Source organism: Undibacterium sp. YM2 (assembly GCF_009937975.1).
Lineage (GTDB): Bacteria > Pseudomonadota > Gammaproteobacteria > Burkholderiales > Burkholderiaceae_D > Undibacterium.
Window position 1 is genome coordinate 3,433,435 of record NZ_AP018441.1, and the last position, 21,379, is coordinate 3,454,813.

A 21,379-nucleotide genomic window follows, 5' to 3' on the forward strand; every position below is an offset into this window, starting at 1 on the left:
AAAAGCGATGCCAGTTTATCTCGCATCGCTTTTTTATTGCCTGCAGTACTGCTATTTAATACTTTTCAGTCTATCCGTGGCATTAGATAGAGAATATGTCATCCTTATAGCTCGCATTCAGACAAACCTATGGGTAAGGACATGATGAATACCTTCAAGTATATTTTTGTGATCGCAGGCAGTCTGCTCGCCAGTCTTGCAAGTGCGGAAGAAGTATTGAAATGCCGCGCCAATTTCCCTGATTTTGGGAATGGCAAGCACCAGTTTGAAATACAGATAGACAAACTGGCAGACGGCAAACTCGCAGGGGAAATCGACGGCAAACCCGCCAATCAGGATATCAAAATGAAAGAGTATTTGATATCACCTGCACTGGACTATGAGACAGATCCGTACTCAGCCGCTTTTGGCAAGCTCAATGAAGCAGAGACCGCTCTCATTCATATCCATAAATTGCAACAAGACCCCTATGCCGGACAAAAACCGCTGGTTTCATTCCCATTAAAGGAAGTGAGCAAGGTGCATTATTACGATATGGTCGGTGGTGCAGGCAGTAAAGCCAACAAATTTGGTGGCACGATACTTTTCGAGGCCTATAACAAATCAGGCAAGCGCCTGGGTCGTGTGTTCAGGTCCATCATGGTGGCGGATTGCATTTGATCGCATTTGATTGCATTTGATTGCATTTGCTTACCCCAGCTTGCCAGATACAATTCGTGAGGGCAAGGAGTGGTAAGCAGTACGCAGGAAAATTACACGTTCGCCCTGACCAGAAAATCTATGCCTATCTCACGCCAGGCTTCAATTTCTTTCTGCAGCCAGTAAGCAACTGTGGGGTGGACACTGACCCAGTCGCGTTTCATTTCAAGCTCAACACGCCCTTTCATTTTCAGGCGCACATCTTCAAAATCAATTTCTGCGCGTGAATGCATGAGCATCACCGCCAGACGCAGTGCCAGCACCGCCTTGGCAAAATCCTGGTCAGCAAGGCCATCACCGACCTTGCGCAGATTGCCTTTCTGACTAAGGATAAGCTTGCTCATCACCCGCTGCTCTCGCGTGGTAAAGCCTGCCATGTCGGCATTCTCTATCATGTAAGCGCCGTGCTTGTGATAACCGGTATGCGAGATCGCCATGCCGACTTCATGCAGGGTCGCACTCCATTGCAATAAGCGCACATAGGTGTCGCCAGCAGGTTTCAATTGCAGATACAGGGACTTCACCATGTCCGCCACCCGGTTCGCCCGCGACATATCGGTACGGAACAAATTGGCAAAAGACTGTACTGCAACTTCACGGCGGTCACGCTTGGTGGCGCGCAAATACAAATCCCACATCACACCCATGCGCAAACCGGCTTCTATGGGCAGCAGGACACTGATATTAAATTCTGTCATGAGGCCTATCAGTATGGCCAGGCCACCTACTACCATGGCAACGCGTTCTGGTTTGATGCCGCTTAACTCCAGTTGATCTATCTGCCCGCATTGCACACAATATTGTTTAAGTGCATTCAGGCTTTTCAAGGTCAAGGTGCCATCGCCGAGCCCACCTTTGCTGATCGCATCAGAAATCGCTCGCATGGTACCTGATGAGCCATAAGCCTTGCGCCAATGTTGTGGCTGATAAGGTGGTGCGGCATCTTCAAACATGGAGCGGGCTGACAGGACGGCAGCCTCAAATGCGGCATCCGTCAAACGCCCATCCGGGAAGAAGCTCGCGCTGTGCTTGACTGTCCCTATGCTGAAGGATTCTACTCTGAGTATCTCATGACCATGGCCAAGTATCACTTCAGTTGAACCACCACCGATATCCAGCACCAAACGACGCTCACCAGGTATCGCCACCGCATTTGATACGCCGATATAAATCAGACGCCCCTCTTCTTCACCTGAAATAACCTCGATAGGACAGCCTATGGCGGCCTCTGCCAGTGGCAATAATTGCGCCGCATTTTTTGCGATGCGTATGGTGTTCGTAGCGACTACCCGCAAGTTTTCTACCGGATAGGCATTCAGGATTTCACGAAAGCGCGCCAGGCAATTAATCGCTTTTTGCATGGCCTCTGGCGTCAGGTTGCCGTTTTTATCCAGGCCTGCTGCAAGGCGTATCGGGTCGCGCGCGCTTTTGATGACTTTGATGACATCGCCTTCATGCCGGGCAATGTGCATGCGAAAACTGTTGGAACCCAGATCAACGGCGGCCAGCATGCTTTCTATCCTTTACTGAATGTGAATATGACAATCAAAAAACGTACAGAAAAAACCAGGTGAATTACAGAATAAGCATAAATGATATTAATCATTTTTTATGACCTTACAGTGACCATGTCAAACTGCGGTGGTTAGTGCACCACAAATCTCAGGGCTGCACAAAAAATCTTCTCTGCATTGCTTCCAGTCCCGTGGTCTTCAGCACTTCGGCCAGACGTTCTGCAGGTCGTTTGGCTGGCAAGCCCTTGTATTCTGCCACGATGAGTTCGTTTTTCATCGAATGTTCCCATCCTACCAGTTCTGTGACCCTGACCTGATAACCATGCGCTTCCAGTTGCAAACAACGCAGCACATTGGTGATCTGGCTACCGAATTCGCGCGTGTGTATGGGATGACGCCACATTTCTGACAAAGGGTTATTTTTTACAGCATCGCCCTTGGACTTGCGCAACTCTGCCGCCACCTCTGCCTGGCAACAAGGTACCAGCACCATGAACTGGGCCTTCTTCTTGAGGGCAAACTGTATCGCATCATCTGTCGCTGTATCACAGGCATGCAAGGCAGTGACGATATCGATTTTTTCTGGCAAGGCAGATGAGGTAATCGAATCGGCAACAGATAAATTCAAAAAAGACATGCCAGGAAAATCCAGACGCTGCGCCAGCTCGGTGGAGCGCTGCACCAGTTCATCACGTGTCTCTATGCCATAAATCCTGGCCTTGCTTTGTGCTTGTTCTGACTTGAAGAACAGGTCATACAGAATGAAACCCAGATAAGACTTGCCCGCACCATGATCCACCAGGCTGATATCAGCATGGTCTTGCTGCAATTTCTGCAATAGCGGTTCTATGAACTGATACAGATGATAAACCTGCTTGAGCTTGCGGCGGCTATCCTGGTTCATCTTGCCATCACGCGTGAGGATATGCAGTTCCTTGAGCAACTCCAGCGACTGGCCAGGGCGTATTTCATGCTTTTCCGACTTATCCGCAGGGGCGGTACTGGCAGTTTTCTTTTTCATGGCTTTCATTCATCGTGCACTAACATAAGGTCCAGCATGATAAGGCATAAGCACTTACCCGGCAAAAAAAACAGGCTTGCGTCATACACAGAGGCTGTCAAATCAGGCTGTAATTTACCTTAACAGTCTTTCAGAGAAATTTCCCCCTCAAAAGCATGAATGACACAGTCTGTGTCAATTACACAATCATTAAAGGGCAAGCATGCATCATGGCAAAGTATTAGGACAAATAATAGCCTATTAGTGATTTAAGCTTTACTCGTTGCCTGCAGTATGAATGACAGCAACACACTCCCCTGATCAATAAGCAAGGACGCCCTATGAACACCATCGCCAAACACGAAATCGAACTGACAGACCCATCTGACCTGAAACGCCGCAGTTTGCTACAACTGGCTGCAGGGCTTGCCGCATCAACAACGGCAATACAAACAACAGCGGCCATATCATCTCCAGCTGCTCCCGCTGCAACAGGCAAACCCGGGGACTTTCACTTTTTGTCTGGCAACTGGAAAATCAAACACCGCCGCCTGAAAGACAAGGAATGGGATATCTTTGAAGGCGAAGCCAGCGTCATTGAAATAATTGGTGGCGTCGCCAGCATAGAAGAACTGCGCATACCCGCACGCGACTTCAGCGGCATGGGTCTGAGGTTGCTCGATACTGAGCGCAAGCTGTGGGCCGATTACTGGGTCAATGGAAAAAACGGCGTATTGAGCCCACCGCCATCCTGGGGCAGCTTCGTCAATGGCGTGGGCACCTGGGAATCGGAAGACAAGGATGGCGAGCAACCCATCCTGGTACGCGGCGTCTGGGACCAGATCACCAGCAATTCCTGCCTCTGGTACCAGACCATCTCACGCGACCAGGGGCAAAACTGGCAAGAGAACTGGGTCATGCATTGGCAGCGCGCCTGAGTCACACTGCATCACCCCAGACCAGAGGCTGCGCCACTTAATGCGCGGCAGCCCTGGAAAATACATTCATGATAATCACACCAGCCATGATGAACGCAATACCAATCAGGGCAGGCATATCAAGTTTTTGTCCAAATAAAAACCACCCTATGAGTGTGACCAGCACGATGCCAACACCAGACCAGACAGCGTAAGCCACGCCCACAGGAATAACTCTTAGGGTCAGCGATAGAAAGTAAAACGCCAGCCCGTACCCGAGCACCACCAATACAGATGGCCACAAGCGCGTGAAACCTTCGCTGGCCTTCAGTGACGAAGTAGCAATAGTTTCAGCAATGATGGCAAAGCCTAGTAACAGCCATTTATTCATGATGCCAGCTCCTGGAGTTGTTATTACTGATAGCTCACCCGATTGAAATACCGGCAATAACTTTATACTCAAAACTGAGTAAATACCGAAAGCAGAAAAGCAAAAAGCCAACCCCTTAAGATTGGCTTTTTTGCTATATGTCTTGGTAGGCCGTGCGGGATTCGAACCTGCGACCAACGGATTAAAAGTCCGCTGCTCTACCAGCTGAGCTAACGACCCAAAACTGCTTACTGCTAAAAAATTTAAAGACTTAGTAATGTGACCTAAGTCTTTTATGTTCGTGGTAGGCCGTGCGGGATTCGAACCTGCGACCAACGGATTAAAAGTCCGCTGCTCTACCAGCTGAGCTAACGACCCCCGAAAGACCAAAATTATAGTATGTTCCAGATACTCTGTCAACGGCGTTACTGGAATAAGAAAGGATAGGCCTGTCAGGCAGACTTGATTTTCCGGTCCTGCATAGGAGGATAGTATGCCATGCAGGAGATTCTGGCGTCGCCCTTACGCAACGCCATGATAAAGCCGGGCTTACTTCAATGCTGCCAAACGGTTCTTGGCCGCGTGTGCGGCTTCGGTGTCAGGGTATTTTGCCAGGACGCTTTCCAGTACTTTTTTAGCTGCTGGTTTTTCCTTGAGCTCTATGTGACAAGAAGCGATGTTCAGCAAGGCATCGGGTGCTTTGGGATGATCTGGATAACTCTTGACCACTTGCTGCATGTTTGCAATCGCATTGCGGAAATCGCGTTGCGCGAAATATGAGAAACCCAACCAGTATTGCGCAGATCCGGCAAAGGCAGATTGTGGGTAATTGGTGAGGAAGTTGGTATAAGCCGGTGCTGCCGCCTTGTAGTCACCTGCTTTGAACAGGGCCATGGCAGCATCGAAGGTGCGTTGCTCATTGACGTCAACTGTGGCTTCCTGTCCATCAACGGTCATGCGCTTTGGCTCGAGCTTGCGCACCCGGTTATCGAGATCAACATAAAAATCCTGCTGGCGCTTCTGGGCATTGGTAAGGTCGTTTGTCAGCACTTCTATCTGACCACGGAGTTTTGAAATTTCTGCGCGCAATGCTTCATTTTCATTCGCCAACTCCAGCACAGTACCCTTGTCTGCCTTGGTCTCGAGCTTGGAATCAAGCCTGGCATTGACCGCATCCACTTTTGCACGCAGGTCCAAGATGGCTTTGCGTGCCTCATCATCGTCAAAAATACCTGCAGAAGCCAGGCCAGGCAAGAATGCGCAAGACAGAGCGGCGGCGAGAATGGTAGTACGTAAGGAATTGAGTTTCATGGCGATCTGAAAAAATGAAAACGCGCAGCAGCTTCATGGCAAAGTTGCTGCGCCAAATGCAAAGAAAGCCTCAACAGAGGCTTTCAAATATGGGATTACTTGTACAGAATGTCTGCGCGACGGTTTTCTGCCCAGGAGGCTTCATCGCTACCAGTTGCCTTTGGTTTTTCCTTACCCAAAGAAACCGCTTCGATTTGCGCATCGGACACACCCAGCAAAGTCAGGGACTTGCGCACGGCTTCTGCACGTTTTTGGCCCAGTGCCAGATTGTATTCACGGCCACCACGTTCATCGGTATTACCCTGAATCAGGATATTACGGTTCTTGTTTGTCGCCAGGAATTTTGCGTGTGCATCAACGACTGGTTTGAACTCTTCTTTGACGGCATAGCTGTCATAGTCAAAATACACACTACGCTTGGCCAATGCACCTTGAGTCAGCGGATCAACAGTCGCGGTGACTTGTTTCACAGTGTTTGTATCTGCGCCGGCTGTTGCCATTGTGTTAGTGGATTTATCTTCGACTTTCTTTTCTTCCAGTGGTACTTTGGAAGCACAGGCTGTCATCAGAACAACGCTGGAAATCAAGATCGCCAGGGTTTTGGATTGGGAAGTAATACGCATTTTCTCTCCTGATTAAAATAGGTAAGCAAATATTAATAGTTAGTACTGCTTATTTCATGAAAGGACCCCAGGTGGGCTCCCGAAAATCTCCGGCCTGGACCGGTAATTTATATTTCACCTTGCCATCAATGGACACTACTGACAGCTCGCCGCGACGCCCAGAATCGGTTGCGTACATAATGTAACGTCCATTTGGTGAGAAACTCGGTGACTCGTCCCTGGTGGTATCAGACACTCTTAATTCCTGGCCGCTAGCCAAGTCCAGTACATATAACTGGAACTTGCCATCACGACGTGAAATATAAGCCAAAGTCTTGCCGTCGGGGGATATTCTTGGGGTGATATTGTACGATCCAGTAAAGGTCACGCGTTTGGGGTCTCCACCGCTTGCACTCATTTTATAGATTTGCGGGCCGCCACTACGGTCACTGAGGAAGTAAATCGACTGACCGTCAGCAGAATACTGTGGCTCGGTGTCAATGGAAGAACTGGAGGTCAGTTTTTGCAAATTGCCACCGCTGGCACTCACTGTAAAAATCTGCGTCTGCCCATCACGCGACAAAGCCACGGCCAGCTTGCTGCCATCGGGCGACCACGCAGGAGCCGAATTATTACCCTTGAAGTTGGCAACTTCAATCCTCTCGCCCGTAATCAGGTTTTGCACGAGAATCACCGGTTTGCGCTTTTCAAAGGAAACATAGGCGACCTTGGTACCATCTGGCGACCATGCTGGGGAAATAATAGGTTCAGAAGAGCGCAAAGCTGGTATTGCACCCTGGCCGTCAGCATCAGCCACTTCGAGGCGGTATTCAGCGCCCGCCTTGGTCACGTAGGCAATGCGCGTAGAAAATATACCGCGCACGCCGGTCAATTTTTCGTAGATGTCGTCAGCAATTCTGTGTCCCGCCAGGCGCACCCTGCTAGGTGGTGTGGTCTGAGAGAAGCCGGACAAGGTACTGGATTTCACAGTATCAAGCAGTTTGTAGCGGACATCAAAGCGGCCATCGGCCAGGCTTTGCACACTGCCGACAACCAAGGCATAGGCACCCTTGGCTTTCCAGTCACCAAAATTGATTGGAGAATTTTCGTTCAGGACCACGTTGGCATCGATGATTTTGAAGTAACCACTGCGACCAAGGTCATCCTTGATGATGCCGGTGACTTGTTGAGGAGTCAGTGCCTCGTCTGAAAAACCTGCAATGGCAATGGGAATCTGATTTGAGCCCACGCCTGCCACTTCAACCGTAATTTGCGCATAGGCAGAGCCAAGACCAAACCCGGATAAACTAGCAACGGTGACAATCACCGCAGCTACTGAAACTTTTTTAAAAATAGACATCATTGGTTTTTATTATTCCTTCATACGGTGAACCAGCTTCACGCTGGATGGAACTTGACCAGTCTTGTCGCGCGGAAATGGGGCTGATGCTTCTATGGCTGCCGCAACCGCGTCATCAAAAGCTGGAATCCCTGAGGATTTAACTTTGCGTATTGCACCACGGAGTGATCCATCTGGCAATAGGTTAATGGTGTATTCCACTGTAGGATTACCGACCGTGCTATCAATTCCGCCGTAACTTGTGTTCGACCTGACCTTGGCGGCAATTTTTGCGAGATAGCTTGGGTCACCTCGGTTATTGCCCGTCGATTTTTCACTGCTACCATTACCACCACTGTCGCTGGTGATAACAGGTTTGGTACCTCTGGCCAATTCCTCCTTAAAGAGTTTGTCGCTCTTTTCTTTTTCTTTGGCAGCAAGTCTCTTTTTCTCGGCCTCCTGAGCCAGTTTTTCTTCTTTGCGTTTTTGCTCGGCAAGTTTTTCCTGCTGTTCTTCCTTGCGTTTTTTCTCTGCGAGTTCGCGTTGATGCTCTTCTTCTTTTTTCTTTTCGAGCAATTTACGCTTTTTTTCCTGTGCCAGGGCAATTTCAGGGTCTTCCTGGCGCACTTCTTCCTTGACCGGCACAGGCTCTTTCGGTTTTTCTTCTACAACGGGCTCAGGAACAGGAACGGGCTTGGGGGCAGCTTCACGGGTGGTTATATCCCAGACCTCCGCCACGATTGCGCCGCTTTCCTTGTTTTGCCAGCGCACACCTATCCACAAAAAACTTAACAAAACGACATGCACAAGGGCGGCCAGCGCTATGGATCGCAATTGCCCCTTCTGATGTTGATGAAAATCCGGATGTACTTGCTTGGAAACCTGATTCATAGTCATTAAGACTTTATTTGCCCGACTTGGTTCCGGAAATGTTTACCATGTCAGTGACAAAAAATGCACATTAAAGTTGTAACAGCTGAAATTATAAACCGCAAAGGACTATTTCCCCATAATTCGTACTGAAGTACGGTACCAGCACCTTTATATATATTAACGCATAAGAAAAAACCAATCCGTGTAAAATTTGTAAGTGATTTGCGCATGTGCTAAAACTCACTTCATCAACAGTGCCTGGGCAAGCTCCTGAGAAGCCGGCTGATCTATATTTCCGCTCTTATATTTATATAAAAACAATATAAAATCAAAAGAAACTTACTCACTTATCCGAGCCGAGGACCATCATGTCACACTTACCCACCCCTGGTGCCGTTATCTATGCCAAGGACTTGAGCAAACTCAGCTGTTTTTACGAGCAAGTCCTGCTACCTGCTGCCACCCATGCCAATGACGACTACACCATACTTGAGTTGCCGCATTTTCATCTGGTCATCCACGCCATACCTGCACAGATTGCGCGCACTTTTGAAATCTCGGTTCCACCACAACTGAGGTCAGACACGGCTATCAAATTGATGCTGCCTGTTGCCAGTATCAGCAAAGCCAGGGGTGTTGCAGCCAGTCTTGGTGGCAAGGTAGATGCAGAGAACTACGAATGGGAATTCCAGCATTGCCGCATCTGCGATGGCTACGACCCGGAAGGCAATGTTATCCAGCTCAGGGAACATCTATCCAGATAAACGGCATAAAAATCCTGAAAGTTTGCGAGCCAATTTGAAACTTTCAATGCCATCGCATGTCCATCCTGTTCTTAACAAATTCAAGGGCATGGCAATGGAAAGCGCAGATAAGCTAAGCAAGATCACGATTTCTTTACACTGGATCACGGCAATCATCATCATGGCGCTATGCGCTGTGGGCTTGTATATGACACGTGCCGAGGCCTGGGCTCTGTACCCGGTTCATAAATCCGTGGGTGTGCTGGTTTTATTTGTTGCCCTGTTGCGCGTTTTCTGGCGCATCAAAAATGGTTGGCCAGCAGCGGCGGCAGACTACACGCAGCTTGAACAGCGCCTGGCAAAAATCATCAAATGGGTGTTGATCATTGCCACACTGGCTCTGCCCATGACAGGCATGCTGTTTTCTGGCGCCAGCGGCCATGGCTTTGGTATTTTTGGCCTGGTCATCGTGCCAGCCCAGCATATGCCAGGCAACCCGGATCAGGTATTGGCCTATAGCGAATTCTGGGCTGAAGCTGGTGAAGCCTTGCATCAAGCGACTGCCTACGTCCTGATTGCAGCAATAATCCTGCATTTGGCTGGTGCATTCAAACATCACTTCATAGACAAAGACGCTACCTTGAAGCGCATGCTGGGCAAGTAATTAACACGTTGATGCATCATTCCATGTTCAAACTGAGGCAAGGCTCACAGAGATGCATTGATGTGGCTCGCTTGCTGAGTCTGTCAAGAAAATATCATTGATCCAAAAAAATGAAATTTAAAGACCTCGCAACAACGGATATCAATACCTTGCTGGATATGCTCCTGGATTTGGGGAAGAGCGATGGCGTAGCCGAAATTCGCACAGATGCAGTCGCGCTTGAACTGGCCTTGTTTGGCGACCATCCAGCCATCTCTGCCAAATTTGTCATGATGGATGATGCTGTCGCCGGGTTTGTCATTTACTCCTGGAAATGGGGCACTTTTACTGGAGTGCGCGACATGTACATGCAAGCCATCTATGTGCGACCTGAATTCAGGCGTCAGGGACTTGGCCTGACCATCATGCAACATCTCGCCAGTATTGCTGTCGATGAAGGATGCTCAAGGATAGAATGGCTGACCGTCAAGGATAAACAGATGAGCAAGGAATTTTATGATTCCATCGGCGCTGTGGAAGCCAGCCACATGATGGTACGCCGCGTACAAGGCGATGCTCTGCGCAAGCTGGCTGGCTTGTGAACGACATGGAATTTTCTGGCAATACCTGGGCAATCGAAAACCGGGCCTTACCTTGCTTTGCAACAGGGTAAGGCCCGGGTAAGACTTGCATGCTCACATGCTTAAAATCATGTCAGCCGTTTCAGGCGCCGCAAGTACTGGCCTGGCGTACCTACATTCAGATAATCCTTGCCATCAAACACAAAGCTGCGTTTTTGCACTGTGCCGGTATAGGCACGCATGACATCGGCAAATACGTTCATGATGATCGTGCCGCCCAGATGCGGGTGATTGGTATCCATCTCTACTGTATAGGTGCCGAAATAAGCATACGGGCTGGCGGTGGCGAAGCTGTCTATCAGCAGGGAATGTGGTACCTCCCAGGGCTTTTGCGGTGTCAGCCAGGATGATTGTGGCTGGCCGCTGAAAGGGTCTGTTGGTATCGCCAGCGGCGGGTTTTGCGAGATCATCAGACTGAAGTGGCCGCTCTTGTCATACACCCAGTAACCGGCTGACGGATTCCCCCAGGGATAGGTTTTCTTGGTCGGGTCGCTGGGGTCGTCACCTATATCCCAGGCTTCGACCATCTCCCAGCTACCGATGAGGGTTTGTGCATTGAGGCTCATGTGAATTTCCTTCCACAATTTTGTGTGTACAAGCTATTTGGGGAAACCTTCATTAATCCAGGTCTGGAACATCGCAACCTGTTCTTTGGTAAAAGGCGGGTAAGGCGGTGGCGGCATGCCGCCCTGTAACTGGTTCAGTACCATGCTGGCATTAAGCCTGACATCATCATATTTGGTCAGGTCCAGCCGCCACATCATGGATGCGCGAAACTGATTGAACAGCGGCGCAATATCTTTTTCAAATGAAACCTGGCTCATGATGTCAGCTCCATATTATTGACAGAAATTTTCCAGACACAGCCGCTAGCGGCGCGTGCGCGTATATCTTTTGTTGCGGTGAATTCAAAGTCACCAAAATCGACCACATACATGAATGCACCATCTGGCGAGAAAGCGACATCGATGGGCCGGTGCCATGGTACTGACGCCAAAGCCGGCAATGCATGCTTGCTCCAGTCGCTGGTATCTACACGGATAAGATTACGCCCTACTCTTGGCCCCGGCGGCCCGGTCATCGGACGCTCATCGCCAAATTGCGCGACGATGAGATCACCAGCATGGCGCAGCCCGGCAGGTATTTGCGCCATTTTCACGGCACAGGCATTGACGTCGAAGGCCAGCAAAGGTATTTCTGGCGCTGGCAGTTCTGCATGATTAGCCAGCACAAAGGCCTGGCCTTCACCTTGCGGATTACGATAAACAGGTGCGTTAATAGGCAAGCCGCCGAGATAATCTGGCCAGCCATACCATGCTCCCGTTTTCACCTCAAACAGAAAGTCAGGGCAATTCCAGACTGGCCGTACACCGCGTACATCAGTGCCCTGCTCCGTTGCGATGAGTCTGCCATCCGGTAGGAACAGCAAACCAAAGGCATTGCGTATGCCCCAGGCCACCAGTTCCAGGCCTGTGCCATCCAGATTACAACGCATGATGCTGGCCGTGCATGGAGTCTGGCCTTGCAAGCGGGTTCCACCTGCGTGCACTTGTCCAAAGCGTGCAAATGCGCTGGAGGATATCTGCTGACCTTCAGGGGCTGTGACTGTCGCTACATGGTCACTGAGCTCGATGTCATAGCCGGGTATATCTGGCGCATGCCTGGTTTCACGCAGCCAGGCCAGGTCGTGCGAATCCGTACCTATGATGCCGCTGTTGGTCATGGCACCCTGGCCGAAATACATTTTATTGTCCGGCCCTACCGCCACCATATTGGTGTGGTAATTACCAAAGCCGGGCAAATCGTCGAGCAACACTGTCCAGTTACCGCTATGAATATCAAGGCGGCTAATGCGGCCTGGGTAACCGCCTTCAGAGATAATAAGGCTGTTGTCATGCCAGACCAGACCATTCACTGGCTGGCGCAAATTATTCAATAATTCCTGGACGCTGCCATCATCATTGACACTGAGTACCCGCCCGCCTTTGGCAGCACCATCAAATGGCAAACCCGTCTCTGCAATATATACCTGCCCGGCAGGGGAAACAGCCACACTGCTGGGAAAATTAAGATGGCGCACATAGGCATGCATGGCCGTGCGCTCGCTTTGGTCTTTTGGCATACTCAAGCGCCCAATCGTCAGTCGTTATACATCATGCGTACTGCCAGAAAGCACATATAAGCACCTGCCAGCAATTCCACACGCTTGGGCAAAAAATTACGTATCCAGTTGGCGAAATACAGGCCAAAGCAAGCCATGCCTGCACTGATGACACCGACGATAATGGCCGAATTCAACACGGGTGCACTGGAAAAGCTGACACCTGCGCCAGCGACGACATTGTCAAGACTCAGCGCCAGTGGCAAGCCCAGCAAAAAGCCTGGGTGATTGACAAATTGCGGCAAGCCCCTGGCTTCACTTCTGTAAGCCAGCCACAAGATAATCACACCGCAAACCAGCATCGCAAATGGTGCAAATGTCGAGGCAAGCGGCCCCAGCATGCTGATCAGGCCATGCCCGAGCATCAGACCAAGGATGGCCGCACCCATTTCACAGACACAGAACGCAATCGCCAGCATGTGTATGCGTTTGCGTTGCATGGGTAACAGCCCCAGCGAAGTGCTGGCCTGCAAATTGTCGAGCCCAGCGACAATACCAAATAAGATGACCTCAAGCATGTTGCTTCTCCTTGTCCTGCAAACCATAAATGCGCAATACGCCACCCTGCTTGCCGAATACCAACGCACCGGCCACCATGTAATTGCCTGCCACTGCCGGCCCCAGGCAATAGCCATAGCCGCCATTCATGCCACCAGTCTGGTCACCCAGATCATCCTTCCACAACATCTTGCCGGTATAGACATCAAAGGCATACACAGCCACTTTGGAGGTGGAAAAGAACACCAGGTCATTGACGACAACAGGTGAACTCAAACCGGATTCACCAGGCGTGCGATACATCGGTGGTTGTGACTCTATGTACAGACGCGGATCACGGTCATCCATGGCCCAGGCATCTTCCAGGGTTTCCCAATCCAGGGCACGCATGAAAGGGGTCGTGCGGTAATCAATCCCAGCTTCGACATTGTGATAATTATTGCCACCCACACCGATGAATAAACGACCCAGCGCAGTGTGCACTGCTGCCGTGCTGTAAGTGCCGGAATAATTTTCCTGGTCTTCTTCATCTGACTCCTGATTCGGCACATAGGGGTCCATACGCTGGTCATTCGGTGACACGTGCGGATCTACCGTGGGTATCTGGGAACCATCATTGTAATAAGGCAGCAGTTGCCGCCAGTTCAGCAATTCCAGTGTCGCTGCATCAAACCTGAAGAAACCACCGTTCTTGCAACCAGCAGTGACGATGCGGCGGCCATTGATCGTCATCAATGTCGGTGAGCCACCAAAATCAACATCGACATCAGTAGCACGATAACTGCTTTCTGCCGGTGGCTGGCTAAAGCCACGGAATTGGCCACTGGATGCATCCAGCGACAATATACCGTTGGAAAAACCTTTGCTGGGCAATGCACTGTCAGGCACAGGGTTGCCGGTTGCGCAGTACAGGCGATCCAGCCGCTCGTCGTAGGCAATTGATGACCATACCGAGGCGCCGCGTATGGCAGGATTATTTGGCCCGATGGAATACATGGCTGGCAAAGCGCCGCTCACAGATTCTGGCGGCAAGACGTTCGGCAAATTGGGCACACCTTCTTCGTACTGGCAGGTGCAGTATATCCATTGCACCTGGCCGGTCTGCGCGTCCATGGCATAGATAAAACCAAAGCAGCCGGGGTTTTCGCCTTCCCCCATGCCAACAAAGACAAGGCCATTAGCATTAGGGCCATCTGCAGCCGCAATCACCGGAGATGACCAGCCCGCTGCAGGCACGCCTGCTGACACATCGCCGAGATTGGATGTAGGTTGGTTGAAATCAGGATCAGCATGGCGCAAATCCACGACCCAGTTCAAACTCAGGTCTGTCGCATTCAGGCAATAGAACTTGCCATTGAAGGCGCTGAAATAGACTTTATTGTCCCACACAGCCGGGGTACAACCCATACCCATGAAGCCGTGCGTATCACCCTCTGTCGGGTCTATCGGCCATTCATAATGCGCCACTGTCCTGCCACTGGATAATTCTATTTTCATGAACTTGCCACCATTCGCACCAGGCAGTTCATGATTATTCGCCAGGCCCACGTACAGATAACCATCAACAATCGCAGGCACGGACAAGACCGGGCCAGGGATGGCTATATCGTGCAGTAATTTGAATTGATCAAGTGTGTCACGACTGATATCACTGCCCTGCACTTCACCCGTGTGCGCAGTATCGCCATGGAACATCCACCAGTTAGTTTGCGTCATTGCTGCTCTCCAGAATATCAGGCGGGAATATAATCAAATGTGGGACCGGCAGTCTGGCCAGGCACGACTTCCTGCGTCATCAGCAACTGCGCCTGCTCTCTGAGCGATTGCATGGACAGCAAGGCCAGTGCGAGATTGTCAGGCTGGCCGTTAAAGACATTGTGCAATTTGCGCAGCATGTCAGAGTAAGTGCTGTTGAAAGTCAGGTTCAGATCGGTAATGCGCGGCTTGCCAGCATAGCTATGCCGGTTTGGATTACTGATGACGGGGTAGATACCGCCAGCATCAAACTCTATGCGGTGGCCTTCAAATACCCAAGCTGGCTGGCCAGGTTTTGGTGTGGGGTTGGCGATCAGTTTGCGGCCATGATAAATCTCTGCATATTTGTAGTAATGCGCGAGTTCATGCTCAGGGTCCAGAGGGCTGATATCACTGCCTTCACCCTGTTCAACGATCATGTCTATCGCCGCCAGTGCCGTTTCCTCATCATAGACACCCTTGTTTTGCAATTCCCTGAAACCCGTCACCAATTGTTTTTCTGGTGGCCCGGTAAAGATATTGCCCATCTTCGACAATTCACATATCTCTTTTTTTATGTGTGCATAAAACTCGCCTATGGTCACGCCGTCTGCTGGTGGCGTATCGCCATCCACGGTTTTTTCCGGCTCCTCTATCACCATGAACACGTCGAGCAGCAATTGCTTGGATAGTGCAGCCAGAGGCACGATAAGGCTGTCCTCGACCGAACCTGGCAAGTTCCCAGGATAGTGAGGAATAAAGCGCGGATGATCAATTTTTGGATGCCCGCCTATGGCATTGAGGACATTGCAGTCCAGCGACATGTGCAGCATTTCCTGCTTGACGATGGATTTAATGAGATGGGCGGCCTCCAGATTCTGGTCTGTCTTGATCGAGTACAAGGCATACAGATAAGGCGGTATGGTCGAATGCTCCAGCTCTATGGCTGTCTGCAGGGAATGCTTGAGCAGCTTGAGCCTGTGATCAAAACTATTGTCACGGTGTTCTATTAACAGGTGCTTGAGGCGAATCATGAATTCTCCCGACGGGTAACAGTCCATTGACGCGAAATGCCAGCCTGAATATGGATGGCATATTTAACATTTTTACTAGCCTATTTAACATCATCCATCATGATTGCAAATTGCGCAAGTGATTATCTAAAAAACAAATAAAATTTAACAATCCTGTCTCTTTCATGCGGGAACAAGTATTTGACCTGCTTATCTGCATCACAACTGAAAGCCTTTCTTTGCAAACCTTGCAGAAGTCAATCTCGTCAAAAGTACTGAAATTCGATACGTTTTGTGCATGCAGACAGAGCCTGCGATTTTCCATTGGCATAGTTTTTTTATATTTGCGAGACTTCGCTCCGTGCTCTCCGCCGGGGAGTAGCAGCGCGGCGCAAATGCTGCGAGGACTGTTTAGCTTTTATTGATTAAAGGATCACCATGAAACACATATTTACACTGACAGCTATTGCTTTCTCCAGCTTGATGGCCATGTCATTCTCTGCTCAGGCACAGGACAAAACGGCGCAAGAACCAGAATCAACTGCCGTGGTCGGTGCCGGTGTGTTCTACGCACCCGAGTACATCGGTGCAAAGAAAAATCGCTTTGGCCCAGCTATCTATGGTGAATATCAAAACAAGAACGGTTTCTTTGCCAGCACCATGCGTGGCGTGGGTTTCGGTACGAAAGTAGATGATTTCTCATTCAGCGCAGCTCTGGGTTATCGTCCAGGCCGTGAAGATTCACGCGATTCCAAATCCCTGTTCAGCTCAGATGACTTGAAAGGCATGGGCAATATCTCTGGCTCAGCAACAGTCAACCTGCATGCAGGTACAACATTTGGTCCCGGGATCAAGGCAAGCGTAGATGCTAACCTGGCACTTTCGCACAGAGAGAATGGCAATGCCTACAAATTTGGTCTGGCAGCACCTGTATTCCAGACAGCAACAGACAGGGTAGAAATTGGTGGTAACCTGACTTACAGCGATGCGAAATATAACCAGACTTATTTTGGCGTAACGCCGACACAAAGCACCAATTCCGGTTATAAAACATTTGCTCCTAAAGCAGGTTTCTCACAGGCGATGGCAACAGTTGCATGGACCCATGTAATCGATAAAAACTGGTCTGTACGCAGTGCCGCCGGAGTATCGCAAGTGATGGGTGATGCTGCTGACAGCCCGCTGACGAAAAAGAAAACCAGCCCAATCTTGATGACTACCGTCAATTACGCTTTCTGATTTGCATGACGTGCATGACCTGACTCTTGCTTGAGCAAAAATACCATGGCCCTGATGATAGAAACATGATCATCAGGGCCATGGTCATTAATGTGCAGGAGATGAAACTGAGGCTGTCGCCGGTTTGGCACGCAAGGCAGTCATCACGCCAATAATCAATAAAACGATACCCAGCAAAACCATGGGTTCTGGCATGCGTTTATTGAGAATGAAGGCATAGGCCAGTGCGGCCAAGGTCTCGAATACGATGAGCTGACCGGCCAGGTTGGTGGGCAAGCGCTGGCTGGCCTGGTTCCAGCACATCGTACCCAGCCATGAGGCAAACAAACCGATGATCAGCATCAGGGTGATGAAGTATTGCGGCCGCGGGCCAAATGGCATGGAAAAATCCTGGCCAGTCACGCCCATGTATATCCATAATCCCGTGTAACCGAGCAAAGCCAGCGGCAAGGTTGCAACGCCCTGAGCACTGGCCCAGACCCTGGGGTTGCGGTCAGGATGATGACGTAGCCAGTCTGCATTTCTTAATGGGTACCAGGTCCAGCAGGCAACAGCAACCAGGGCAAACAGGCCGCCGATGATATAGGTCTGGATATTTTTGTTTGAAGCTGCCTGCAATGCCGCTATTTCCACGCTATTGACACAGGCAACACCAGCAAAAATCATCAATAGTGATGGCAACATGCGTCGCCAGGCGATGCTGCCGTCGCGCTGTGCATTGCGGTAATTGGCGGTAATGGCGATGACGACAGGTAGCGTACCTATCAACATGGTAGGCAATGGTGCGCCTGAACGCTGTATCGCGCTGGCCAGACAAAGGTAATACAGAATATTACCGACTGCTGCCAGCTTCAGCGCCTCTATCCAATCTGACTTGTTCAACAAACGCAATTGTCGCCTGTCCATCCAGGCGATAGGGAGAGTGATCAGGCCAAATGCCAGATAGCGGCCAAATGATTGTAAGGCAGCCGGGTATTCAGGCAAGAGCAAGGGGCCGATGAATACCAGCCCCCACATCAAACCTGCTGCCATCGCATATAAAACGCCGATACCCATACTGTTCATCCTCTGAAAAAAATCAGCTTAAAACAATGCGGGAAAGCAGTCTTGTACCAGATTGCGCTTGTGGGCAGTTTTTGAAGTGCGGGCTATGCACGCATTTGCTGTTGATAACGTGACGGTGTCACACCATACCGACGTACAAAAGCCTTGTTCAAATGTGACTGATCTGTGAGGCCAGTTGCGGCCGCCACCTGTGCCGGTGGCAAACCCTTGCTCAGCAGGCATTTGGCTTCATAGAGGCGCAAGGCCATCAGCATTTGCTGCGGTGTTGCATGATATTGCGCCTTGAAGCTGCGCAGAAAATGAAAGGGGCTAAGCCCGGCAACCAGTGCCAGTTGCTCAAGGCTGATTCGCTCTGCCATGCTGGCACGCATATAATCGAGCACCGTGGCAAAACGTTGTTTCGCCAGACCCGCTGGTGCTTGCGGCGCACTGGCAAAGCGTTTGAATTCAGACAGGATATCAAACAAGAGACTGTCAAAACTAAGCTTGTCAGTGGCTTGCCAGATTTGCTCCAGCATGACACCCAGCTTGCGCGCACTTCTGGCATCGTGCGCGACTGCATCCCTGAACCACCAGCCTTGCTCACCCGTGACTTCGGCCACGACATCAGGATCGATGTACATCATGCGATAACGCCAGCCGGTATCAGTTTCTGCCCTGCCAGTATGCAATTCATCCGGGTTCATCATCACGACTGAATCTTGCGGAGCCAGATGATCACTACCGAGATAACGAAAACGCTCTACCCCGCTGGCGATAGAACCCAGACCAAACGCTTCATGCGTATGCGGTTCAAAGGCATGGGCGACTATATGGGCGCGGTATAACTCCACACCTGGGCGATGTTGCGCCCTTTTGAATTCAGCACGGTCACTCACATGTTCAAAGCTTTCAGGCACACCAGGCATGGACAAAGCGCCGTCATTGTGATGAAGGCCTTGTTGTATGCTGGTGTGAATGTTTGCTCTGTCCATGAGATATTTTGTGCGCTTTTACAATACTGATTCAACACCACGGTTAGCCAGTTGATCAGCTCTTTCATTACCAGGGTGGCCGGTGTGGCCACGCACCCAGCGCCAGTCAATTTCATGGATGGTACGTGCAGCATCGAGTTGCTGCCACAGATCGACATTCTTCACTGGTGCCTTGGAGGCTGTTTTCCAGCCCTTGGCTTTCCAGCCTGTGATCCATTCGGTGATGCCTTTTAATACATACTGGCTATCGGTGTGCAGGGTAATATGACAGGGTCGCTTCAATGCGCCCAAAGCCTGTATCACTGCCATCAATTCCATGCGATTATTGGTGGTTTCTTTTTCGCCACCAAATAATTCTTTTTCTTTATTACCTGCCACCAGCAAAGCGCCCCAGCCGCCAACGCCAGGATTACCCTTGCAGGCACCGTCTGTGTAAATTTCTATATTATCCATTTGATACTTTTTGATTTGTTTGCAACTGGCAAGGCATGTGTACTGGATACCCGCTTTTGTTTCCATGCCGGTCCTATCAAATGCATGCCTTTGACTCTTTTCACGGCCTGCAATATATACACTGCGCCAAAATAAGGCCACCAGCGTTGCCCTGCTTTTTCCATGAAACGATAGCGTTGCAACCATTTTTCCGATTTGAAAGGGGGAGCATAGCAACCAAAATCGCTGCTACCCACTTCCATATTCAATAACTTCAACCAGTCCTTCAAACGCGGCGGGCTGATGAACTCACCCTCTTTGGGCAGGAAATAATTCTTGCTCAAACGTCCGGTCGCCTGTCTTGCCCCCCACAGGCTGGCACGGTTAAAGCCAGTGATGATAACCCGGCCCTCTGGTATCAATACCCTCTCCACCTCGCGCAATATCTGGTGTGGTTCCTCAGCAAATTCCAGCACATGCGGCAAGACGATCAAATCTATGCTGTGTGCATCAAAAGGCAGCTCAGCAAAATCATGCACGACCACAACAGGTCGCTTTTGCCCCGGCTGGTTTTCGTCAGGCATACGGGAATTGGTCAGCCAGCGATGTGGCATGCGACTGGCTGCCAGCGCATCAATTTGCGGCAAACCTATCTGCAAGGCATTGAAACCAAAGATATCGACCGTCAATTTATCGAGCATGGCCTGCTCCCATTGACGGATATAGCTACCTGCCGGCAGCTCTAACCATGCTCCAAGGTCTATAATGTTTTTTTCCAAAGCATCCATGCCTGATATGAAGAATTCCCTGAGTATATTGACTGTCCCCGCCTTTGACGACAATTATCTATGGATTATCCATGACGGCCAGCATGCTGCCGTCGTTGATCCTGGCGATGCCATGCCAATTTTACAAGCCCTGACGCAGCATCAACTGACATTGTCCGCTATTTTACTCACTCATCATCATGCCGATCATATTGGCGGTGTGCCACGTCTGCTCGAACACGCTGCAGTGCCCGTATTTGGCCCCACCAATGACAAGATCGCCGTAGTCACGCAAAAGCTGCAACAAGATGATGTAGTGACCGTGCCCGGCATCAACTTAAAGTTGAAGGTGCTGGACGTTCCCGGCCATACACTGGGTCATATTGCCTATTTCGCCCCTGAGCAGCATTGGCTGTTTTGTGGTGACACCCTGTTTGCCGGCGGCTGTGGCCGCCTGTTTGAAGGTACGCCCGCACAGATGCTGCATTCGCTAGAGCAACTGGCTGCCCTGCCCGATGATACGGCAGTATATTGCGCCCATGAATATACGCTATCCAATCTGCGTTTTGCCAAAGAGGTAGAGCCTGATAACCAGGATTTGCTGGAGCGCATCAAACGCGAACAAGCCAGGCGCGACCAAGGCATACCTACGGTGCCTACCCAGATAAGCCTGGAAAAACAGACCAATCCATTCTTGCGCAGCCGCGAAAGCACAGTCATCAGCCGCCTTTTGGAAAGCGGTAAAATCCCTGCCGTACAAAATGATGTCAGCCATTTCGCTGCCTTGCGTGAATGGAAAAACCGCTTTTAAGTTCGCTTTCAGGTACGCTTTTAAAAACACATT

General features: G+C 50.3%; 24 protein-coding genes and 2 tRNA genes. 7 read left to right on the top strand and 19 right to left on the bottom strand.

Annotation, left to right across the window (positions count from 1 at the left end; genetic code table 11):
* The first annotated feature begins 144 nt into the window (after nt 1-144).
* Nucleotides 145-660, top strand: a complete 516-nt coding sequence (locus UNDYM_RS15525) for a hypothetical protein (protein ID WP_162041836.1) — start codon at nt 145-147, stop codon at nt 658-660.
* Between the two features lie 92 nt (nt 661-752).
* Here the strand turns inward: UNDYM_RS15525 and UNDYM_RS15530 are convergent, their stop codons facing one another.
* Both UNDYM_RS15530 and UNDYM_RS15535 read right to left on the bottom strand, forming a co-directional pair.
* Complete coding sequence (locus UNDYM_RS15530) at nt 753-2,210, bottom strand: Ppx/GppA phosphatase family protein (RefSeq protein ID WP_162041837.1); 1,458 nt, start codon at nt 2,208-2,210, stop codon at nt 753-755.
* A 151-nt stretch (nt 2,211-2,361) separates the two neighbouring features.
* On the bottom strand, nt 2,362-3,234 hold the full coding sequence (locus UNDYM_RS15535) for an SAM-dependent methyltransferase (RefSeq protein ID WP_162041838.1): 873 nt from the start codon (nt 3,232-3,234) through the stop codon (nt 2,362-2,364).
* A 320-nt stretch (nt 3,235-3,554) separates the two neighbouring features.
* Between UNDYM_RS15535 and UNDYM_RS15540 the strand changes: the two genes are divergently transcribed.
* Nucleotides 3,555-4,151 carry a DUF1579 domain-containing protein gene (locus UNDYM_RS15540; protein ID WP_162041839.1) on the top strand — a complete coding sequence of 199 codons (597 nt, stop codon included), beginning with the start codon at nt 3,555-3,557 and terminating at the stop codon, nt 4,149-4,151.
* A 37-nt stretch (nt 4,152-4,188) separates the two neighbouring features.
* On the opposite strand, the gene UNDYM_RS15545 is transcribed toward UNDYM_RS15540, so the two are convergent.
* The 7 genes from UNDYM_RS15545 to UNDYM_RS15575 all read right to left on the bottom strand — a co-directional run bounded on the left by UNDYM_RS15545 (nt 4,189) and on the right by UNDYM_RS15575 (nt 8,523).
* On the bottom strand, nt 4,189-4,521 hold the full coding sequence (locus UNDYM_RS15545) for an SMR family transporter (RefSeq protein ID WP_162041840.1): 333 nt from the start codon (nt 4,519-4,521) through the stop codon (nt 4,189-4,191).
* Between the two features lie 143 nt (nt 4,522-4,664).
* Nucleotides 4,665-4,740: transfer RNA gene (locus UNDYM_RS15550), tRNA-Lys, on the bottom strand.
* Between the two features lie 62 nt (nt 4,741-4,802).
* A tRNA-Lys gene (locus UNDYM_RS15555) sits at nt 4,803-4,878 on the bottom strand.
* A gap of 171 nt (nt 4,879-5,049) precedes the next feature.
* Nucleotides 5,050-5,811 (bottom strand): tol-pal system protein YbgF, encoded by a 762-nt coding sequence (gene ybgF / locus UNDYM_RS15560; protein ID WP_162041841.1) that lies wholly within the window; start codon nt 5,809-5,811, stop codon nt 5,050-5,052.
* Between the two features lie 95 nt (nt 5,812-5,906).
* Nucleotides 5,907-6,434: a peptidoglycan-associated lipoprotein Pal gene (gene pal, locus UNDYM_RS15565; RefSeq protein ID WP_162041842.1), complete on the bottom strand. Its 528-nt coding sequence runs from the start codon at nt 6,432-6,434 to the stop codon at nt 5,907-5,909.
* A 49-nt stretch (nt 6,435-6,483) separates the two neighbouring features.
* Entirely contained in the window at nt 6,484-7,773 is a 1,290-nt protein-coding gene (gene tolB, locus UNDYM_RS15570; RefSeq protein ID WP_370529334.1) for a Tol-Pal system beta propeller repeat protein TolB, read from the bottom strand.
* A gap of 12 nt (nt 7,774-7,785) precedes the next feature.
* A complete protein-coding gene (locus tag UNDYM_RS15575; protein WP_232063502.1) occupies nt 7,786-8,523 on the bottom strand; it encodes a cell envelope integrity protein TolA in 738 nt (245 codons plus the stop codon).
* Nucleotides 8,524-8,993: 470 nt separating this feature from the next.
* Here UNDYM_RS15575 and UNDYM_RS15580 point away from each other — a divergent pair, with 470 nt between their 5' ends.
* From UNDYM_RS15580 to UNDYM_RS15590, 3 genes are all read left to right on the top strand, one after another.
* Nucleotides 8,994-9,389, top strand: coding sequence for a hypothetical protein (locus UNDYM_RS15580; RefSeq protein ID WP_162041844.1), 396 nt, complete (start codon nt 8,994-8,996; stop codon nt 9,387-9,389).
* Between the two features lie 94 nt (nt 9,390-9,483).
* Nucleotides 9,484-10,032 (top strand): cytochrome b, encoded by a 549-nt coding sequence (locus tag UNDYM_RS15585; protein WP_162041845.1) that lies wholly within the window; start codon nt 9,484-9,486, stop codon nt 10,030-10,032.
* Nucleotides 10,033-10,142: 110 nt separating this feature from the next.
* Entirely contained in the window at nt 10,143-10,613 is a 471-nt protein-coding gene (locus UNDYM_RS15590; RefSeq protein ID WP_162041846.1) for a GNAT family N-acetyltransferase, read from the top strand.
* A 107-nt stretch (nt 10,614-10,720) separates the two neighbouring features.
* Here the strand turns inward: UNDYM_RS15590 and UNDYM_RS15595 are convergent, their stop codons facing one another.
* Genes UNDYM_RS15595 through UNDYM_RS15620 form a run of 6 tightly spaced genes read right to left on the bottom strand, consistent with a single transcriptional unit; the run spans nt 10,721 to nt 16,079 of the window.
* Nucleotides 10,721-11,218 (bottom strand): lipocalin-like domain-containing protein, encoded by a 498-nt coding sequence (locus UNDYM_RS15595; protein ID WP_162041847.1) that lies wholly within the window; start codon nt 11,216-11,218, stop codon nt 10,721-10,723.
* A 33-nt stretch (nt 11,219-11,251) separates the two neighbouring features.
* The gene (locus UNDYM_RS15600) at nt 11,252-11,476 is read right to left on the bottom strand and encodes a hypothetical protein (protein ID WP_162041848.1); all 225 of its coding nucleotides are present in this window, start codon (nt 11,474-11,476) and stop codon (nt 11,252-11,254) included.
* Nucleotides 11,473-12,774 (bottom strand): sorbosone dehydrogenase family protein, encoded by a 1,302-nt coding sequence (locus UNDYM_RS15605; protein WP_197740910.1) that lies wholly within the window; start codon nt 12,772-12,774, stop codon nt 11,473-11,475. The genes UNDYM_RS15600 and UNDYM_RS15605 overlap by 4 nt, the downstream gene beginning before the upstream one ends.
* Nucleotides 12,775-12,791: 17 nt before the next feature.
* Nucleotides 12,792-13,331 carry a manganese efflux pump gene (locus UNDYM_RS15610; RefSeq protein ID WP_162041849.1) on the bottom strand — a complete coding sequence of 180 codons (540 nt, stop codon included), beginning with the start codon at nt 13,329-13,331 and terminating at the stop codon, nt 12,792-12,794.
* Nucleotides 13,324-15,027 carry a PQQ-binding-like beta-propeller repeat protein gene (locus tag UNDYM_RS15615; RefSeq protein ID WP_162041850.1) on the bottom strand — a complete coding sequence of 568 codons (1,704 nt, stop codon included), beginning with the start codon at nt 15,025-15,027 and terminating at the stop codon, nt 13,324-13,326. The genes UNDYM_RS15610 and UNDYM_RS15615 overlap by 8 nt, the downstream gene beginning before the upstream one ends.
* Before the next feature lie 17 nt (nt 15,028-15,044).
* A complete protein-coding gene (locus UNDYM_RS15620) occupies nt 15,045-16,079 on the bottom strand; it encodes a ferritin-like protein (RefSeq protein WP_162041851.1) in 1,035 nt (344 codons plus the stop codon).
* A 417-nt stretch (nt 16,080-16,496) separates the two neighbouring features.
* Here UNDYM_RS15620 and UNDYM_RS15625 point away from each other — a divergent pair, with 417 nt between their 5' ends.
* A complete protein-coding gene (locus tag UNDYM_RS15625) occupies nt 16,497-17,297 on the top strand; it encodes a MipA/OmpV family protein (RefSeq protein WP_162041852.1) in 801 nt (266 codons plus the stop codon).
* An 87-nt stretch (nt 17,298-17,384) separates the two neighbouring features.
* Here the strand turns inward: UNDYM_RS15625 and UNDYM_RS15630 are convergent, their stop codons facing one another.
* The 4 genes from UNDYM_RS15630 to UNDYM_RS15645 form a co-directional block, all read right to left on the bottom strand.
* Nucleotides 17,385-18,353, bottom strand: coding sequence for a DMT family transporter (locus UNDYM_RS15630; protein WP_162041853.1), 969 nt, complete (start codon nt 18,351-18,353; stop codon nt 17,385-17,387).
* Nucleotides 18,354-18,445: 92 nt separating this feature from the next.
* Nucleotides 18,446-19,270 (bottom strand): AraC family transcriptional regulator, encoded by an 825-nt coding sequence (locus UNDYM_RS15635; RefSeq protein ID WP_162044646.1) that lies wholly within the window; start codon nt 19,268-19,270, stop codon nt 18,446-18,448.
* A gap of 84 nt (nt 19,271-19,354) precedes the next feature.
* The gene (rnhA, locus tag UNDYM_RS15640; protein WP_162041854.1) at nt 19,355-19,789 is read right to left on the bottom strand and encodes a ribonuclease HI; all 435 of its coding nucleotides are present in this window, start codon (nt 19,787-19,789) and stop codon (nt 19,355-19,357) included.
* Nucleotides 19,777-20,556: a class I SAM-dependent methyltransferase gene (locus tag UNDYM_RS15645; protein WP_162041855.1), complete on the bottom strand. Its 780-nt coding sequence runs from the start codon at nt 20,554-20,556 to the stop codon at nt 19,777-19,779. The genes rnhA and UNDYM_RS15645 overlap by 13 nt, the downstream gene beginning before the upstream one ends.
* Between UNDYM_RS15645 and gloB the strand changes: the two genes are divergently transcribed.
* Nucleotides 20,534-21,346 carry a hydroxyacylglutathione hydrolase gene (gene gloB / locus UNDYM_RS15650; RefSeq protein ID WP_232063503.1) on the top strand — a complete coding sequence of 271 codons (813 nt, stop codon included), beginning with the start codon at nt 20,534-20,536 and terminating at the stop codon, nt 21,344-21,346. The two genes, UNDYM_RS15645 and gloB, sit on opposite strands and share 23 nt — an antisense overlap.
* The last annotated feature ends 33 nt before the right edge of the window (nt 21,347-21,379 follow it).

Coding starts and splice junctions, on each gene's coding strand:
- UNDYM_RS15525 (WP_162041836.1), top strand. CDS start 145: ATGAATACCTTCAAGTATATTTTTGTGATCGCAGGCAGTCTGCTCGCC.
- UNDYM_RS15530 (WP_162041837.1), bottom strand. CDS start 2,210: ATGCTGGCCGCCGTTGATCTGGGTTCCAACAGTTTTCGCATGCACATT.
- UNDYM_RS15535 (WP_162041838.1), bottom strand. CDS start 3,234: ATGAAAAAGAAAACTGCCAGTACCGCCCCTGCGGATAAGTCGGAAAAG.
- UNDYM_RS15540 (WP_162041839.1), top strand. CDS start 3,555: ATGAACACCATCGCCAAACACGAAATCGAACTGACAGACCCATCTGAC.
- UNDYM_RS15545 (WP_162041840.1), bottom strand. CDS start 4,521: ATGAATAAATGGCTGTTACTAGGCTTTGCCATCATTGCTGAAACTATT.
- ybgF (WP_162041841.1), bottom strand. CDS start 5,811: ATGAAACTCAATTCCTTACGTACTACCATTCTCGCCGCCGCTCTGTCT.
- pal (WP_162041842.1), bottom strand. CDS start 6,434: ATGCGTATTACTTCCCAATCCAAAACCCTGGCGATCTTGATTTCCAGC.
- tolB (WP_370529334.1), bottom strand. CDS start 7,773: ATGTCTATTTTTAAAAAAGTTTCAGTAGCTGCGGTGATTGTCACCGTT.
- UNDYM_RS15580 (WP_162041844.1), top strand. CDS start 8,994: ATGTCACACTTACCCACCCCTGGTGCCGTTATCTATGCCAAGGACTTG.
- UNDYM_RS15585 (WP_162041845.1), top strand. CDS start 9,484: ATGGAAAGCGCAGATAAGCTAAGCAAGATCACGATTTCTTTACACTGG.
- UNDYM_RS15590 (WP_162041846.1), top strand. CDS start 10,143: ATGAAATTTAAAGACCTCGCAACAACGGATATCAATACCTTGCTGGAT.
- UNDYM_RS15595 (WP_162041847.1), bottom strand. CDS start 11,218: ATGAGCCTCAATGCACAAACCCTCATCGGTAGCTGGGAGATGGTCGAA.
- UNDYM_RS15600 (WP_162041848.1), bottom strand. CDS start 11,476: ATGAGCCAGGTTTCATTTGAAAAAGATATTGCGCCGCTGTTCAATCAG.
- UNDYM_RS15605 (WP_197740910.1), bottom strand. CDS start 12,774: ATGCCAAAAGACCAAAGCGAGCGCACGGCCATGCATGCCTATGTGCGC.
- UNDYM_RS15610 (WP_162041849.1), bottom strand. CDS start 13,331: ATGCTTGAGGTCATCTTATTTGGTATTGTCGCTGGGCTCGACAATTTG.
- UNDYM_RS15615 (WP_162041850.1), bottom strand. CDS start 15,027: ATGACGCAAACTAACTGGTGGATGTTCCATGGCGATACTGCGCACACG.
- UNDYM_RS15620 (WP_162041851.1), bottom strand. CDS start 16,079: ATGATTCGCCTCAAGCACCTGTTAATAGAACACCGTGACAATAGTTTT.
- UNDYM_RS15625 (WP_162041852.1), top strand. CDS start 16,497: ATGAAACACATATTTACACTGACAGCTATTGCTTTCTCCAGCTTGATG.
- UNDYM_RS15630 (WP_162041853.1), bottom strand. CDS start 18,353: ATGGGTATCGGCGTTTTATATGCGATGGCAGCAGGTTTGATGTGGGGG.
- UNDYM_RS15635 (WP_162044646.1), bottom strand. CDS start 19,270: ATGCCTGGTGTGCCTGAAAGCTTTGAACATGTGAGTGACCGTGCTGAA.
- rnhA (WP_162041854.1), bottom strand. CDS start 19,789: ATGGATAATATAGAAATTTACACAGACGGTGCCTGCAAGGGTAATCCT.
- gloB (WP_232063503.1), top strand. CDS start 20,534: ATGTTTTTTTCCAAAGCATCCATGCCTGATATGAAGAATTCCCTGAGT.
- UNDYM_RS15645 (WP_162041855.1), bottom strand. CDS start 20,556: ATGGATGCTTTGGAAAAAAACATTATAGACCTTGGAGCATGGTTAGAG.